General features: G+C 65.0%; 17 protein-coding genes and 1 tRNA gene. 3 read left to right on the plus strand and 15 right to left on the minus strand.

The window, feature by feature from the left end; genetic code table 11:
* Positions 1-9: 9 nt before the first annotated feature.
* Together CA833_RS01640 and CA833_RS01645 are read right to left on the minus strand one after the other, a co-directional pair.
* Entirely contained in the window at positions 10-399 is a 390-nt protein-coding gene (locus CA833_RS01640; RefSeq protein ID WP_370584533.1) for a response regulator, read from the minus strand.
* 100 nt (positions 400-499) lie between these two features.
* Positions 500-1,168, minus strand: a complete 669-nt coding sequence (locus CA833_RS01645) for a sigma-70 family RNA polymerase sigma factor (RefSeq protein WP_142632610.1) — start codon at positions 1,166-1,168, stop codon at positions 500-502.
* A gap of 601 nt (positions 1,169-1,769) precedes the next feature.
* On the opposite strand from CA833_RS01645, the gene CA833_RS01650 reads away from it, so the two are divergent.
* A complete protein-coding gene (locus tag CA833_RS01650) occupies positions 1,770-2,564 on the plus strand; it encodes a response regulator (protein ID WP_207079014.1) in 795 nt (264 codons plus the stop codon).
* A gap of 324 nt (positions 2,565-2,888) precedes the next feature.
* On the opposite strand, the gene CA833_RS01655 is transcribed toward CA833_RS01650, so the two are convergent.
* Together CA833_RS01655 and CA833_RS01660 are read right to left on the minus strand one after the other, a co-directional pair.
* Positions 2,889-3,260 carry a PilZ domain-containing protein gene (locus CA833_RS01655; protein ID WP_207079015.1) on the minus strand — a complete coding sequence of 124 codons (372 nt, stop codon included), beginning with the start codon at positions 3,258-3,260 and terminating at the stop codon, positions 2,889-2,891.
* 405 nt (positions 3,261-3,665) lie between these two features.
* Positions 3,666-5,330: a CHASE domain-containing protein gene (locus tag CA833_RS01660; protein ID WP_207079016.1), complete on the minus strand. Its 1,665-nt coding sequence runs from the start codon at positions 5,328-5,330 to the stop codon at positions 3,666-3,668.
* A gap of 356 nt (positions 5,331-5,686) precedes the next feature.
* On the opposite strand from CA833_RS01660, the gene CA833_RS01665 reads away from it, so the two are divergent.
* A complete protein-coding gene (locus tag CA833_RS01665; RefSeq protein ID WP_142632606.1) occupies positions 5,687-5,887 on the plus strand; it encodes a NepR family anti-sigma factor in 201 nt (66 codons plus the stop codon).
* On the plus strand, positions 5,880-6,422 hold the full coding sequence (locus CA833_RS01670; protein WP_207079017.1) for a sigma-70 family RNA polymerase sigma factor: 543 nt from the start codon (positions 5,880-5,882) through the stop codon (positions 6,420-6,422). The genes CA833_RS01665 and CA833_RS01670 overlap by 8 nt, the downstream gene beginning before the upstream one ends.
* 67 nt (positions 6,423-6,489) lie before the next feature.
* On the opposite strand, the gene CA833_RS01675 is transcribed toward CA833_RS01670, so the two are convergent.
* The 11 genes from CA833_RS01675 to CA833_RS01725 form a co-directional block, all read right to left on the minus strand.
* Positions 6,490-7,368, minus strand: a complete 879-nt coding sequence (locus CA833_RS01675; RefSeq protein WP_207079018.1) for an NAD(P)-dependent oxidoreductase — start codon at positions 7,366-7,368, stop codon at positions 6,490-6,492.
* A gap of 95 nt (positions 7,369-7,463) precedes the next feature.
* Positions 7,464-8,066: a superoxide dismutase gene (locus tag CA833_RS01680; protein WP_207079019.1), complete on the minus strand. Its 603-nt coding sequence runs from the start codon at positions 8,064-8,066 to the stop codon at positions 7,464-7,466.
* A 294-nt stretch (positions 8,067-8,360) separates the two neighbouring features.
* Positions 8,361-8,630, minus strand: coding sequence for a GlsB/YeaQ/YmgE family stress response membrane protein (locus tag CA833_RS01685; protein ID WP_207079020.1), 270 nt, complete (start codon positions 8,628-8,630; stop codon positions 8,361-8,363).
* 140 nt (positions 8,631-8,770) lie between these two features.
* The gene (locus tag CA833_RS01690) at positions 8,771-9,700 is read right to left on the minus strand and encodes an NAD(P)-dependent oxidoreductase (protein WP_142632601.1); all 930 of its coding nucleotides are present in this window, start codon (positions 9,698-9,700) and stop codon (positions 8,771-8,773) included.
* On the minus strand, positions 9,697-10,857 hold the full coding sequence (gene proB, locus CA833_RS01695; protein ID WP_207079021.1) for a glutamate 5-kinase: 1,161 nt from the start codon (positions 10,855-10,857) through the stop codon (positions 9,697-9,699). The genes CA833_RS01690 and proB overlap by 4 nt, the downstream gene beginning before the upstream one ends.
* 141 nt (positions 10,858-10,998) lie before the next feature.
* Positions 10,999-11,979 carry a DMT family transporter gene (locus tag CA833_RS01700; RefSeq protein ID WP_207079022.1) on the minus strand — a complete coding sequence of 327 codons (981 nt, stop codon included), beginning with the start codon at positions 11,977-11,979 and terminating at the stop codon, positions 10,999-11,001.
* 25 nt (positions 11,980-12,004) lie between these two features.
* Positions 12,005-13,060: a GTPase ObgE gene (gene obgE / locus CA833_RS01705; RefSeq protein ID WP_207079023.1), complete on the minus strand. Its 1,056-nt coding sequence runs from the start codon at positions 13,058-13,060 to the stop codon at positions 12,005-12,007.
* Positions 13,061-13,217: 157 nt separating this feature from the next.
* Positions 13,218-13,293, minus strand: a tRNA-Ala gene (locus CA833_RS01710).
* Between the two features lie 158 nt (positions 13,294-13,451).
* The gene (locus CA833_RS01715; protein WP_207079024.1) at positions 13,452-14,174 is read right to left on the minus strand and encodes a hypothetical protein; all 723 of its coding nucleotides are present in this window, start codon (positions 14,172-14,174) and stop codon (positions 13,452-13,454) included.
* Positions 14,175-14,319: 145 nt separating this feature from the next.
* Positions 14,320-15,060 carry a Bax inhibitor-1/YccA family protein gene (locus CA833_RS01720; RefSeq protein ID WP_142632596.1) on the minus strand — a complete coding sequence of 247 codons (741 nt, stop codon included), beginning with the start codon at positions 15,058-15,060 and terminating at the stop codon, positions 14,320-14,322.
* Positions 15,061-15,192: 132 nt separating this feature from the next.
* Positions 15,193-16,002 (minus strand): pyrroline-5-carboxylate reductase, encoded by an 810-nt coding sequence (locus CA833_RS01725; protein ID WP_207079025.1) that lies wholly within the window; start codon positions 16,000-16,002, stop codon positions 15,193-15,195.
* Between the last annotated feature and the right edge of the window lie 63 nt (positions 16,003-16,065).

A 16,065-nucleotide genomic window follows, 5' to 3' on the forward strand; every position in this document is an offset into this window, starting at 1 on the left:
CGCCCCGGCCTACTCGGCGCGCCGGAGCGGTTCCAGCTCCCGCGGGCGGGCACTTTCCGGGCATCCCGCCAGAGCATAGGCCACGGCCGAGAGAATGCCCTCGCGGGAGAACGGCTTCTGGACGATACCTACCGCCGTCGGCGCGGGCAGGTCGATCTGGCCGGGGTTGGCGGTGACGTAGATGACGCGCGAGCCGAACTTGACAGCGATTTCGCGGGCGATCGCCGGGCCGGTCAGACCGTCGCGCAAGTTGAGGTCAACCAGCGCCACATCCGGCGCCTCGCCCAGCAAGGCGACCGAGGCCGCATCGGGATAAGTGCCGAGGACGGCATGCCCTCCATCCGCGAGGATATCCTCGAGCTGGAGGGCAAGCAGGAATTCATCCTCGATAATGAGCACCTTGGCGCTTCTACCCCCGCAGGGGACCGGGGTCTCGCCGGCTTTTACAGTCTGGCCCAAAAGATCGTTGTCCTTGCAATCCAGCGCGTCATCCGACCTGTCATGCGGCGATTTGGTCCGCACCGTCGGCAATGGCGTCCGTATTGGCGATCCTGCGCAGCTCTTCGAAGAAGGCGTCGACCGCCTCTCCCGTCAGGACAAAATTGTGGCGGAAATCCGGGAGCTGACCGGATTCGAGAACTTTTGCCAGCATCGCGCGGGCGCGGCAGATACGGCTCTTCACGGTGCCCAGCGCGATGCCGCAGATCCGGGCGATCTCCTCGTAGGACAAGTTGCCCGCCGCAACCAGGATCAGTGCCTCGCGATAGGTTTCGGGGATGGTCGTCAGCGCACGCAGCACGTCAGCCAGTTCGATCGCACTTTCCTGGCCGGGCTCGGCACAGAGAATACGCTCGGCGGCAACTTCGTCGTACTCGCCATGGAATCGGGCGCGACGCGCTTCGCTGTAGAAATGGTTGCGCAGGATCGTGAAAGTCCACGCCTTGAAGTTGGTGCCCGCGGCATAACGATCGCGCGCGGCCCATGCCCGCAGCATCGCTTCCTGAGCAAGGTCGTCGGCGCGGTCGCGGCAGCCGCACAGGCCGCGCGCAAAGGCGCGAAGGTGCGGGGCCACTTCGGCCAGCGCACGCTTGAAGTCGCGGTCGTCGAGCCGCGCGACAAGCCCATGAGCCGGCTTGGCTTCGGCGACGGTCTCGGTGGTTGCAGGCATCTGGTTACCCTCCATGTCTGTTCATCCAGCGCTTGTTCACGCTGCCGCTGCCCGGGTGTGATGTGCCGTTCCTCTGTTCCGGCCCATCGCTCCGAGCAAAGCGGTTCCCCACTCGGGATCAGTGCCGTGAAAACGCGGCCAAGTTGCAGAAAGTTCCCGGGAAAGACCCGACACCCGCAACGACCCGCCGCACCAGCAAAGCAACTCACCGGAGGATGACCAAAAACCGGACACGCCAGAACGCAGACCGGCGCCACCCTCCAGCGCCGCATCAGGATCGGTGTTATGGAAAAAATGCAAGAAGCGGCGGGAACAAACATCCGCGTCGAAAATTGAGGCCTCCGTCCACCGGTTACGGTGAGCGGAGGCCTGCGGGATCGGATCACCACCAGTTTGCGGGGGGGGGGGAGCCGGTGGTGATACCGCTGGAACGCCGCCTCCCGCGATCGGTTCCCGACCTGGCCCGGTATGGGAAAAAATTTTGCTGTTGCCCTGCCCCGGCGTGGTTGTCAGACACGGGAACCGGTCGGGCGGAAAATGAAAATGCCGTGTCCGCACACGATGACTAACGGGAACTGTTTCCCAGGAGCCGAGGAATTCGATGTCCGTCTCTGACCAGATCGCCGCCCAGCTGCCTTATCTGCGCCGCTATGCACGCGCGCTTACCGGATCCCAGCAATCGGGCGACGCCTATGTTCGTGCCACGCTGGAGGCCGCGCTGGCCGACCGCGCCCTGCGCGACGAGATCGCCGGCAGCCGCGCCGCCTTCTACAAGGCCTTCACCCGGATCTGGGCCTCCGGCCATGTGGACCAGCCCAGCCCCACAGGCGATGCCGGCAGCCCCGAACAGGCCGCACAGGAACGGCTCGGACGCATCGCACCGGCCCACCGGCAGGCCCTGCTGCTGACCACCGTGGAGGAATTTTCACGCGCCGAAACCGCCACGATCCTGGGCGTCTCGCCCGAAGACGTGGACGCGCTCGTCCTCCAGGCAGTGACAGAGATCGACAGCGAAAGCGCCACCGATGTGCTTATCATCGAAGACGAGCCGCTGATCTCGATGCAGCTCGAAGGGCTGGTCGGCGATCTGGGCCACAATGTCGTCGGCACCGCGGCTACCCACAAGCAGGCGGTGGAGCTCTTCTCGCGCAATCCTGCCGGCCTGGTGCTGGCCGATATCCAGCTCGCCGACGGCAGTTCGGGGATCGACGCGGTGGAAGACCTGCTGCGCTTCGGCGAAGTGCCGGTGATCTTCATCACTGCCTATCCCGAACGCCTGCTCACCGGCGAACGACCGGAACCGACTTATCTCGTCACCAAGCCGTTCCAGGAAGCCACAGTGCGCGCGGCGATCAGCCAGGCATTGTTCTTCCGCTCCAGCCAGCCGCTGGATTGAAAAAGGGGCCGGGTTTCCCTGCGCGGGACGCCCGGCTTCGCTGGATCAACAGGCCGAATTAGGTCGTAAACGCATAAACGGCACCATCGAGGTTTGAGGCAAAATGGCTCAGCGGCAGGAGGGAAGGCGCTGGAATATGTCGATATTTCAAAACTTCCCGACGCAGCGCTGGGCCATTTTGGGCAAACCCCGAAGGGGCGCCCAAATGGCTTCCATCTCGAACCGAAGCGGCCTTGGACGGGCAACCAGCCCGCCCGGCGGCAACTTCGGCCCGAGCTGTTCGCCATTTGGGCGCCTCGATGGTGCCGTTTATGAGTTTACGACCTAATAAAGCGCGGGCCGTTCACCGGCATTGATTGGCGGCAGGATCCGGCCAAAGCGATCGCGCGGGGCCTGCTCCTCGAAACCAATCGTCGGCGGATTGAAGCCGAGATGGCGCACCACCGCCTCATGCAGCGCGGTCGCGAAGCGCACGCCGGCACAGCCGTCATGGGCCCAGACGACTTCGCCTGCAGCCCGCTGGATGCCGCCGAGCCCGATCTCGATGGAATCGCCCACGTTCATCCGCATCGATCCCACGTCGATCATGCCCCCGCCGACCGAAAGATTATAAAGAAACACCCGCCCGGTTGTTGCACCAAGCCGGCAATCGACCTGCTTCTCGACGATCTGCCGATCCCAAGCGCGCGAATCCATAAACAAGCCCCCCTTGCGTGTCACTGTGCACACTAGGCGACTTTACTTAAGCAATCATAAAATTGCCCCGGACAGGCGCCTGGGCGCCTGGACAAGTTCAGCAGGGCAATCGTGGCGATGCCGAACTTGCCCACTCCGCTTAGGCTCAGGACCCATAAATCCTGCCTGCGAGGTTTGAATCAAAATGCCTCGGGGCGAGGAAGGAAGGCTTGGGAATATGTCCATATTTCAAGGCTTCCTGACGCTGCGCTGGGGCATTTTGATCAAATCCCTACGGGACACCGGAATGGCTTCCATTTCGAACCAAAGCCGCTTTGGACGGGCAACCAGCCCGCCCGGCAGCCGCTTTGGCCCGATATGTTCGCCATTCCGGTGCCTCGCAGGCATGATTTATGGGTCCTGAGCCTAGTCGCGACGGTCGTTCCGCAAGGCAAACTCCCGGCTGGTGCGCACCGGCACCCGCAGGCGGCACTCGACACCGGCCGGCAAAAACTCCAGCTCGACATCGGACTTGAGTTCGTGGGCAACGATCTTCTCGATCAGGTCCCGCCCGAACCCGCGCTTGCCGGGGACCGCGACCGGTGGCCCCCCTTCCTCGCGCCAATGGACTTCGGCGAGGTCGGAGGCAATCTGGCGCCAGTGGACGTGGATGCGCCCTTCCGGCCGGCTCAGCGCCCCGTACTTGGCCGCATTGGTCGCCAGTTCGTGAATGGCAAGTCCCAGCGACATCGCATCATTGGGCGCCAGCCTGATCTCCGGCCCCGACATCTCGACGTGCCCCTCGCTGCCTTGCATATAAGGCGCCAATTCCGAACGAACGACGTCACCGAGTCCGGCATGGCGCCAATCCGACTGCGAAAGCAGATCGTGGGTCGCCGAAAGCGCGCGAATCCGGGCAGTCAGACTCTCGGTGAAGTCGTCGATATCGGTCGCCCGGCGGCGGGTCAGTGCGGCAATGGAGAGCACGTTGGCCAGTGTGTTCTTGACGCGGTGATTGAGTTCGCGGGTCAAGGAATTGCGGATCGCGGCCTGCCCCTGCAGCCACTCAAGCACACGCCGGTCCTCAGCTGAGCGGCGGGTGATGAACCGCGCGATGGCCATGACCATGAGCGAGGTCAGCGCTCCGAAAAACAGCGTAATGCGCGAAGCGGCCGACAGCAGGCCGACCTTGCGATCGCTGATCACGACCACCCAGGTGTGGCTGCCGACATCGATGCGCCGCTCCATCGTCGGTCCGGTGAGGCCCTCGGCCCGGCGTTCGGCCAGCAGGTTTTCGGGCGCCACCGCTCCATCGTAGATGGCCACGTCGATCTGGTCGGCGCGATAGAGTTCCGAGGCAGAGTTGAGGAAGGTCTCGGCGCGGAACGGGCTATAGACAAACCCCTTGACCTGACGCGACGATCCGCCACCGACAACTACGGGCATGTAGATCAGGAAACCCGCCGCCTCCGTCCTGCCCGCGTCCTGCACGAGATGGACCTTGCCCGACGCCACCGGTTTGCCGAGCTTCATCGCCTGCAGCATCGCGGCGCGCCGCACCGGATCGGAGAACATGTCGTAGGCACGGGCATCGCGATTGGGCTGGTCCTGCGGTTCGATGTAGAGGATCGGCGCCACCAGTTCCTGCCCGACGTCCGGCCGCGGGTGAACGATCCAGTCGAAATCGCCGCCGTCCTGCTGGGCCACTTCCAGCTCCGCCAGATGCTCGACCGGCACCAGCGGCGCCCAGCCCATGCCCAGCGACCCATAGAGGTTGCCCTTGCCCTGCAGGTCTTCGGCAAAGGCGCGGAACTGCTCCTCGCTGACGTCCCGCTGGCTGCCGAACAACGCCGCACCGGCACGCAGCAGCGCGATGTTCTCGGTCACCCGCCGTTCGAGCGCGGAGGATATCTCGACAAGGTTGCGATCCAGTTCGACCCGCCGGGTCTGGCGATCGGCCCGCTCGATCGCCATCACGGAAACCGCGGTGGTAATCGAGGCGATGATAAACAGCAGGAACGGCCAGCCGCGCGGATACTTGTGGAACCACGCCTGCTTCTGGACCCTGTCGAGCAGAGCCTGGTCAATCACCGGCGAAACTCCCCCGAAAGCTCAGAAACTTCAAAATCCGTAATCCCGATGCGCGGCTGGAACTGCGTGAGAAACGCAATGAGCGCCCCCTAGGGCACCCCATGGGACAAACTCTATGACAAGTCTTTGCTTGCGAGGGAACCATCGAGCCTCTCGATGGTTCCAGCGAAAACGATGCTAATCCGCAGCCCCGCCAACCCCGCGCCCCAGACACCGTGTGGCACCTCGCCTTTTCCGGCTGGCGAAGCGGGCGGCATTGCCTTGCAGCCCGGTGCTGCAAACAATTGCATTTGCGGCAGCGGTCTTGACCCGCTCCCAGCCAGCACGCAAGTGTCCGGTTCGAAAGGAAGTTCGCAGTGAGTCAGTCTCCACGCAATGGCCAGCCGGGACCATCCGGCATGCCCCCGCAAGCCGGGACCGGAGCCGCGCGCCCCGGCGAAGGCGAGCCGGGCTGGGCCAGTGGACTGAGGAAGCTGTACAACTCCGTGGTCGACGAACCGCTTCCGGACAGCTTCAAGGACTTGCTCAAGAAGCTCGACGGAAGCGACGATGACTGAACGGCTCAGCCGCCCCCCGGCCGAAGCGGCATTCCGCGACGAACTTCTGGGTGTCCTGCCGCACTTGCGCGCCTTTGCGCGCGGTCTTTCGGGGCGCCCCGACTTCGCCGACGATCTTGTGCAGGAGGCACTCATCAAGGCCTGGACCGCGCGGGAGCGTTATGCCGCCGGCACCAACATGCGTGCCTGGACTTTCGCGATCCTGCGCAACCACTACTTGTCCGAACTGCGCAAGAACCGGCGCATGACCGAGCTCGACGAAGGCGCGGCGGAACGCCTTCTGGTGATGGAAGCCGATCAGGAAAGCCCGCTTCACCTCGGCGACATGGAAGCCGCGCTTCAGAAGCTGGCCCCCGAACGGCGCGAGGCGGTGCTGCTGGTCGGTGCCTCCGGCTTCAGCTACGAGGAGGCGGCGGACATCGCCGGTTGCCCGATCGGCACGATGAAAAGCCGGGTCGCCCGCGCCCGCGGCGATCTCACCCGGATGCTCGATGCCGAGCCCGACCTCTCGGCCCTGCCGATGGCACGCGACTGACGGGTAGCGGTCGGAACCGGCCCTCTCGCTTGCGAAAGGGCCGGTTCCGGAAACAAACGCCTGATCGTCAGCCCTTTGCCTTGGCGATGGTGTAGTCCGCCATCGCGCCCCAGTCGCGGGCGGCGTAGCCACGTTCGACAGTCGCGCCCATCTGCGCATGGACGGCATCGAGCATCGGCAGGCTGCCCTGTGTGCCCGGCGCCGTCTCAGCCGCGAGTTCCTTGGCGAGGCGCAAGTCCTTGAGGCCCAGCACCGCCTTGAAGCCGGGCTCGTACTTGCCCTGCGCGATGATGCCCGAATAGTTCTGATAGACGCGGCTGCCGAACAGCGTGCCCAGCATCAGTTCGAAGAACGCCTCGCGCTCCACCCCCAGCCCTTCGGTTAGGACCACCGCCTCGGCCATGCCTTCGATGGCCATGGTGATCATCATGTTGCAGGCGATCTTGACGGCATTGGCGCGTGGCGCCTCCTCGCCCATGTCCCAGACTTTGCCGGCAATCGCGGCGAACACCGGATCAAGCCCTGCGCGCAAGGCCGAAGGCCCGGCAAGGATCACGTTGAGCTGCCCCGCCGCCGCCACATCCGGGCGCCCCAGCACTGGTGCCGAGAGATAGCCGACGCCCGCCGCCGCGTGCCGCTCCACCAGTTCGCGCGCGAAGGCCACCGAGATCGTCGAGCAGACAAGGTGTGTCACTCCGTTCGGGGCGCGGTCCAGCACGCCGCTGTCCAGCAGCACCTCGCGGATCGCGCCGTCTTCCGAAAGCATCGTCAGCACCACGTCGCCTGCAAAAGCCTCTGCGGGGGTGGCGACCATCTCGACGCCCTCCAGCTCGCCGCCCGAGCGGTTCCCAGAGCGGTTCCACGCGCGCACGCGGTGCCCGGCCTTGGCCAGATTGCGCGCCATGGCGCTGCCCATGGCGCCAAGGCCGATGAATCCGATATCCATGTAAGCGAATTCCTATTGCCGATAAAAAGCAAAGGGCCGGACCGCCTTTCGGCGACCCGGCCCTTTTTCAGAAACCTATGTTGAGGTTTCGTGGCTTACGCCGGGTAGGTCCAGGCCGTGCCACGAGCGAAGTTCTCGCTGGCGAAGTCCCAGTTGATGAGGTTTTCAAGCACGGCCTTCACATAGGCGGGGCGCTTGTTCATCTGGTCGATGTAGTAAGCGTGCTCCCACACGTCGATGGTCAGCAGCGGCACCACGTCGGTGGTGATCGGGCAGCCGGCGTCGTGGGTCGAGATGACCTTGAGCGTGCCGCCGTCGACGACCAGCCAGGCCCAGCCCGACGCGAAGTGGTTCACGGCTTCGTTCGAGAGCGCTTCGAGCAGCGCGTCGATCGAACCGAAGTCCTTGTCGATGGCGGCGGCGAGTTCGGCGCTCGGCGCGGTCTTCGACGGGCTCATCGAGTGCCAGTAGAAACCGTGGTTCCAGATCTGGGCGGCGTTGTTGAACAGCGGGCCCGAGGCGGTCTTGGTGATTTCCTCGACCGTCTTGTCGGCATTGGCGGTGCCTTCGACGGCGGCGTTCAGCTTGTCGACGTAAGTCTTGTGGTGGGCGCCGTGGTGGATTTCCAGCGTCTTGGCCGAGATATGCGGTTCGAGCGCATCCTGTGCGTAGGGCAGCGGCATCAGGGAAATGGTCATGGCTGTCTTCCTGTTTCAGGTTATGAATCTGTCGAACACCGGAGCCCTGCCATGGCGCCCGCCGGAAAACCGGCGTGCGGACATCAAACGAGGCCCCTGCGCGTCACCGCGCGTCGTCGGCGTATGTCTGACCTATTGCCCGACAATTCAAGCATTCATTGGCGGCATTTTGTTTGCACGGCGCTACATATGCTTGCAGACCGCGCCCTGGGCTCATGCGAAGAGGGACGGCAGCACGCAGGCTGCCGTCCCTCTCGGTTCGGGTTCGGGTCGGGCCAAACCGCCGCGATAACGTCAGCGGATGGAACCGCGACGGAACAGGTTGACGATCGCCAGCAGCACCACCGCGCCCAGGAACGAGGCAAACAGCGACATGATGTCGAACGCGCCGCTGGTGATAGGCGCACCGCCGATCAGCGGGGTGATCAGTACACCGGCGATCAGGGCACCGACAATGCCAACAACGACATTGAGGAAAATACCCTGCTGCGCATCCGTACGCATCAGGATCGAAGCCAGCCAGCCGATGACGCCACCGACCACGAGTACAAGCAGAAGAGTCATTGTTGCATCTCCGAATAGGGTCGTAGTGCATCAATAACGGACGCAATCCTCGTCGGTTCCTTTAAGACGGCAACAATTTGTCGCAACCGCCGGAATGCTTGGCAGCGACACCGTGCGCGCAGCCCAAGGCAAGGCTCAACTCAAAGCCAGCCCTCGGCCATGTACCATTCCGCCGTTGCCCGCAGGCCATCGGTCGTGGCGATCCGGGGCTGCCAGATTGCGTCCGGCACATGGGCATGCGCACCGACCACCCAGTCAGGATGGCTAAAATAGGCAGCCCGGTCCGGCGTCATCTTCGCCTTGTCGCCGCGCAGGAAGTGGTCGGCCTTGGCCACCGCCATCAAGGCCCCGCGCGACAGGCCCGGCGCCCAGATTCGCTTGCCCACGGCAATGCCGATGGCCCGCGCCATCTCGCCGTGCTCCCAGCCTTCGGGCTTGCCGTCGTCGGGCTCGAGCGTGCAACCGGTAACGCCCTCGCCGCGCGCCGTCACCAGCGCCACCAGCAGGCGCGCCAGATCCTCGACATGGATCATCGAAGCCCTGCCGTGCTTCGGCACCGGCACCACGCCCCAGCGGGCCGCGCGGAACAGCTCGAACATCTCCTTGTCGCGCGGGCCGTAGATGGCCGGCGGCCGCACGATGGTCCAGTCAAGCGGACTCGCCATGACCAGTTTTTCGGCCCGCGCCTTGGAAGCACCATAGGCCGAGAGCTGCGGCTCCCGCGCGGAAAGCGAGGAGACGTAGACAAAGCGCGCGATGCCCTTGATCACCGCCGTCTCGATCAGGTTGAGCGTGCCGGTGACATTGCCGATCTCGAACCCGGCCGCATCGGGCGCGTTGACCACCCCGGCGACATGGACGATCGCCTCGGCCCCGCGCGTCAGTTCGGAAAGCGAACCGGTGTCGCGCAGTTCGCCGCGCACCCAGGTGACGTGCTCGACGGGCTCCTGTGCGCTGCGGGTAAGCGCACGCACGTGGTAGCCGGCACGCAAGGCCTCATCGAGCGTGGAGCGGCCGAGAAAGCCGGTGGCGCCGGTCAGCGCGATGACGGGACGATCGTTGGGATTCATGCCTTTTCCGGTCGGGCTTTGAGCACCATCTGGTCGCGGTGGACCACGGATGAGCGCGGGGCGTAACCGAGCACGGCAGCCTGTTCGCTCGAATGAAGCCCCCTGATCGCCGCGCATTCCCCAGCGGCATATTCGGACAGGCCATGCGCGATGACATGCCCCTTCGCATCGGTCACGGCCACGGCATCGCCGCGCTCGAACGCGCCCTCGACCCCGGTCACCCCCTTGGCCAGCAGGCTGGAACCGCGCAGCAGCGCCGCCGCAGCGCCGTCATCGACGTGGATAGTGCCGGTGAGGCGCAAGCGCCCGCCGAGCCATGCCCGCCGCATGCCGCCTCGCGTCCCGGCCTTGCCGCGCGGCAGGAACAGCGTGCCGACGCCGCCCGCGATGATGCGGTCAATCGGACGTTCCACCTGGCCATTGCCGATGACCATGGCGATGCCCGCCAGTTCGGCGATCTCGGCAGCCTGAAGCTTGGAGATCATGCCCCCCGAACCCATGCCCGAGTTCGATTCGGCGCTGGCCATGGCGCGCACTTCGGCCGTGACGCCTTCCACCACCGGGATCATCGCCGCGCCGGGCAGCTTGGGATGGCGGTCGTAAAGTCCATCGATGTCCGAGAGCAGCAGCACCGCGTTCGCCTGCGCGGCCTGCGCGACGCGGGCGGCAAGGCGGTCGTTGTCGCCGAAGCGGATTTCCTCGGTGGCCACCGAATCGTTCTCGTTAATCACCGGCACCGCGCCTGCATCGAGCAGACGCCCCAGCGTGGCGGTGACGTTGAGGTAGCGGCGGCGCTCCTCAAGGTCTTCCAGCGTCAGCAGCATCTGCGCGGCGGTAAGGCCATGCGTGCCCAGCAGTTCCGCCCAGAGACCCGAAAGCGCGATCTGCCCCACTGCCGCACTCGCCTGCGCATCGGCGAGCGAGCCGCGACCACCTTTCTCCAGCCCCAGCGTCGCCGCCCCCAGCGCGATGGCGCCCGAGGAGACCACAATCACCTGCTGCCCGCGCAGGCGCGCCGCGGCGATCTCGGCAACCAGCGCGGTCAGCCAGGCACGACGCACGCCCTGAGGGCCGACAAGCAGCGCGGAGCCGACCTTGACGACAAGGCGCGGACACGAGGCGGGATCGGAAAGGTCGTTGAGACGGGCGATGGGCATTTGCTGGAAGCCTCTAGGTGAAATGACCCGTGCTGGAAAGCGCCCGTTTGTGAAAGAATCGACACCTTGTCCCGCCTCGGCAACACGCGGGTGCCCGGATGTGCCCCGCTTCGGCCAGTTTGCCGGCCGGCCCTGCCCCTTTCAGCCGATTGCCGCGCGCCGGGCTTGCCGTGCGCGCAGCATCTCGTGCCCGCTGACCAGCAGGATACCGGCGATCACCATCGCCGCGCCGACGATGAAGGCCGGCTCCAACCGCTCGCCCAGCAGCGCCACGCCAAAGGCAACCCCGAACAACGGCGTCATGAACGACAGCACGCCAAGCCGCGAGGCCAGATAGATCCGCAGCATCCCGAACCAGACCAACAGGCTGACCAGCGAGACGCCTACAGTCTGGAAAGCAAGGCTCACCCCCAGCAGCGGCGTCAGGGCGACGTGGGTCTGGTCCGTCGCCAGTGCCAGCACGCCAAGCAGCACAAAGGCACCGAGCAGCTGGTAAAGCGTCGTCACCGTGCTGGGCGCATGAGAAAGCTTCGAGAAACGCAGCGTCAGTGTCGTTGCGCCCCAGGATGCCCCGGCGCCGATGCCCATGAGATCGCCGATCCAGGCGGAATCGCGCGCGCCCCCGCCGGTCGCCCCGAAACCGGCCCCGCCGAGAAACGATACCGCCACGCCTGCAAAGGCGAGGGCAATGCCCAGCCATTGCAGCGGGCTCAACCGCTCTTCCGGCAGCCCGACATGGAGGCCAAGCGCGGTGAAGATCGGGGCTGTATACAGAAAGATGCCCATGTGCGAGGCACTGGTGAAGCGCAGCCCCTCCCCCATGAACAGGTATTCGAGCGCAAACAGTACACCGATCGCAAGGCCGGGCTTCCAGGCGCCGCCGCGCAGGGCATGGCCCTCACCCCGGAGGAATACGAGAGCGGCGATCGCCACTGCCGCCAGCCCCGAACGCAGCGATATCTGCAAAACCGGCGCCATGTCCGGCGCAGCGGCCTTAAGCGCCGTCTGCTGCATGCCCCAGATCGCGCAGAGGCCGACCATCAGCAAGGCCGCGCGCCCGTCCACAGGCAAGCGCTGGTTCGGGTTCGGGCTTGTGTTCGGGCTCGTGTTCGCTTCCGTCATGACCGGCGCCGGCAAGAGCGCACGATCAGATCGGCGACCAGGGCTTTTCGTCGGCCTCTTCCTGCTCGCCCTCGGGACGCTCGGTCACCGTGGCGGCGGGAAGATAGTCGATCACCGCGTCGAGCAGCTTGGACATGCCCTTGCCGGTCGCGCCCGAGATCGGGAAGACTTCGTGGGCCCCCGCCTTGAGCAGTTCCCTGGCATATTCGCCGGCAAGCTCGTCGTCGACGAGGTCGATCTTGTTGAGCGCAACGAGACGCGGCTTGCCATCGAGATCGCCGCCGTAGGCCTCAAGCTCTTCCTCGACGATATGCATCGCCTCGACCGGATCGTCGTTGGAAATGTCGATCAGGTGGACCAGCACGCGGCAGCGCTCGATATGGCCGAGGAAACGGTCGCCAATGCCCGCGCCATCGGCAGCACCGGCGATCAGGCCGGGGATGTCGGCCAGCACGAACTCGCGGTTCTTGTGGGTTACGACGCCGAGCTGCGGACGCAGCGTGGTGAAGGCATAGTTGCCGACTTTCGCCTTGGCGTTCGACAACTTGTTGATGAAGGTGGACTTGCCCGCATTGGGCATGCCGACGAGACCGACGTCGGCAAGCAGCTTCAGGCGCAGCCAGACCCACATTTCCTGTGCCGGGATACCGGGCTGGTGCTGGCGCGGCGCGCGGTTGGTGCTGGTCTTGTAGCTGGCATTGCCGCGCCCGCCCATGCCGCCTTCGAGCAGCGTCACGCGCTGACCGGCCTCCGTAAGGTCGGCCAGGACCGTTTCGCGGTCCTCGTCGTCGATGATCTGGGTGCCGACGGGAACCTTGATGACCAGGTCCTTGCCCTGCGCACCATTGCGGTTCTTGCCCATGCCGTGGCCGCCGCGCGGCGCCTTGAAGTGCTGGGTATAACGAAAGTCGATCAGCGTGTTGAGCCCGGCCACGGCCTCGAACACGATGTCGGCGCCCTTGCCGCCGTTGCCGCCGTCGGGGCCGCCGTATTCCACGTACTTCTCGCGACGGAACGAGACCGCGCCAGGGCCACCGGCGCCGGAACGGATGTAGATTTTCGCCTGGTCAAGAAAATGCATGGGTACGGTCCAGCGGGTTCAAAGACGGCCACAAGCGGAAACGCACCTTAGGCACGCACCCGTGGGCAGATAAACAAAAAACCCGACCTTGTCGCGCATCCACGCCTCGGGTCGGGGTAGAACCGGTTCATCCGGCTCAGGTCAGTCATGTAAGGATTGGTGGAGCCGAGGGGGATCGAACCCCTGACCTCGTCATTGCGAACGACGCGCTCTCCCATCTGAGCTACGGCCCCGTTCCAGTCCTTCACCGACGCGGCGCACCGTATCGGGAGCGCTCCCTTAGCGGGAAGCACGCAGGGTTGGAAGAGCAAAACCGCAAGGCCTCCGAAAAAACGAAAAGGCCCGCCCCCTGCCATGAGGGAGCGGGCCTTTTCGTTTCAACGCCTTGATGCTATTGTGCCGAAGCCTGCTGCGGCGCCTTGACCGTCGAGCCGACCGCCACGGGCGTGCTTCCCGATGCGGCACCTGCCTGGCCAGCGCCATAACGCGCTTCCCACGCGGCAAGATCAGCGCGGTATTGCTCGTAGCTGTTGAAGAACTCCATGTAGGGAGCCTCCGCCTTGGCGAGGTCGGCCACGGCAATGCTGTCCAGCTGGTTGGCCGGCTGCGCTTCCAGTTCGGCGGACAGGGCGATCATCGCGTTGCACAGCGAAGGCACCACCGGCGGCAGTGCGAAGAAGTTGTAGACCTGGGTCTGATAGGTCTCGCGCGCCTTGATACCGCTCCTGCCGGCGCCGTAACGCTTGGCGAATTCCTTATCGACCGCCTTGTTGGTAGCCGCCAGCGCCTTGGCATGGCGCACCAGGAAGACCTTGTAGCCTGCCAGGATCGGCCCGTGATCGGGGCCCATGCAATTCAGCGCGGCGACGTTGTAGGCCGAACGCAGATTCCACAGCGCCTGCGCCTGCGAAATGCCCGAATTGACCGTCACGCGCGCGCCGTTTGCCGCAAGAACGGGGATCATCATGTTGGCCTGCGCGCCCATCGGCGGCATCGGCCGCGGCGGGATCACGATGGCCGCCGGCGGCGGCGGCGGCGCAACCGCAACCTTTTGCGGGCCGCAGCCCGAAAGTCCCATGACGAGCGAACCTGCCGCCAGCGAAAGGCCCAGCATGAGGCCCCGTTTGTTCAGGTTAACCACCCCGATAAACTCCAATTTGCCTATGAACGTATACTTACCGCGACAAACGCCCAAAGAAAATGCCCGGTGCGACGAATCGCACCGGGCATTGCAACAGCCAACCGTGGAAAACGGTGGATTACCTGCGATCGCCGAGGAAGCTCAGCAGGAACTGGAACATGTTGATGAAGTCCAGGTAGAGGCTGAGCGCACCCATGACCACGGCCTTGCCGATGAACTCGGTGCCGCGCAGGTGGTAATACTGGTTCTTGAGCATCTGCGTGTCATAGGCGGTCAGACCCGCGAAGATCAGCACGCCGAGGATCGAGATACCCGTCTGCAGCGCCGAGGACTGCACGAACAGGTTGACCAGCATCGCGACCAGGATGCCGAACAGGCCCATGATCATGAAGGTACCGAAACCCGACAGGTCCTTCTTGGTGGTGTAGCCCACCAGGCTCAGGCCCGCGAAAGCAGCCGCCGTCGCGAAGAAGGTGGTCGCGATCGAAGCCCCGGTGAAGACCAGGAAGATCGAGGCCATCGACAGGCCCATGACCACGCAGAAACCCCAGTAGAGCATCTGCAGCGTCGAGGTCTGCATGCGCTGGAAACCGAAGTTCATCGCCAGCAGGAACCCGAGCGGCGCGAACATCAGGACAAAGCGCAGGGGGCTGGTCAGCACCTGCACGGCCATGCCGGAATTGGCAAAGAGCAGCGCCACAACGCCCGAAAGCAGGACGCCGGAAGCCATGTAGTTGTAGATCGACAGCATGTAGCGACGCAGGCCCGCATCATATGCGACCTTGCCGCCGGTCCTGCCGTCAAGGCTCGGAGACGCTCCGAAGCCCGAACGGGGCTGGGGGTCGTTCCAATTCGCCATGTCACACTCCCTTAGACGGGTTTATCCGCCAAATGCGGAAACCCGGACCACCCGAATATCGCCCCGGCCCCCTCGCTTTTCAAGGAAAACCGGACGCAGCACTTTGTGTCAAAATGTAAACGCGGCAGAAACTCAGCCGCGACGGGCCTCGGCCGCCATCTCCGCATTGCGGTCGCTCGAAGCCTGCATGGTGTCGGCAATCAGCCGGGCCAGGGCGCCATCGGCGTCAAGCACGTTCATGCCCGCGCGGGTCGAACCGCCCGGGCTCGCAACCTTGTCGGCCAATTCGCCCGGCGAGAACGGCGAGGCCGCCGCCAGTTGGGCTGCCCCCTCCACCATCGCCACGGCCAGACGCTGCGCCTGCCCGGCCTCGATCCCCAGCGCTACGCCGCCCGCCGCCAGCGCGTCGATGAAGCGATAGACAAAGGCCGGGCCGCAGCCGGTCAGGGCGGTCACCGCGTCGAACTGACCTTCATGATCTAGCCACTCGGGCCCGCCGAGCGGCGCCATCAGCGCCGTCACTTCGGCGCGGCCGATCTCGTCCAGCCCGCGCGAATCGAGCGCGACCGGCGACTTTCCGATCGCGACGGCAAGGTTGGGCATGATGCGAAGGATTGCACCAGCATCCGGGAAACGCGCGGAGAGACTATCGAACTCGACCCCGGCGAGAATGGAGAAGAGCACCGTCTGCCTTCCCACCAGCGGCGCGATGGCCGGGGCGGCATCATCAAGCCCCTGCGGCTTGATGCCCAGCATCACCGCGTCGAACGCCCCTTCGGCCGGCAGTTCGCGCAGCAGGGTCACGCCTGCGGGAACGGATTCGCGGCGCGGATCGACGACCGTGAAACGCGAGGCGGGAATCCCCCCCTTCAGCCACCCCTCAAGCATGGCTCCCGCCATGTTGCCGCAACCGACAAGCAGGATGGTCTGAAAGCGTTCCATGCAAATTCCCCTGACAAAGTTCTGCCGCAACCGGCGATCACGCCGGTTCGCTTAAGCCAGTGT

Source organism: Novosphingobium sp. KA1 (genome assembly GCF_017309955.1).
In the GTDB taxonomy this organism is placed as follows: domain Bacteria; phylum Pseudomonadota; class Alphaproteobacteria; order Sphingomonadales; family Sphingomonadaceae; genus Novosphingobium.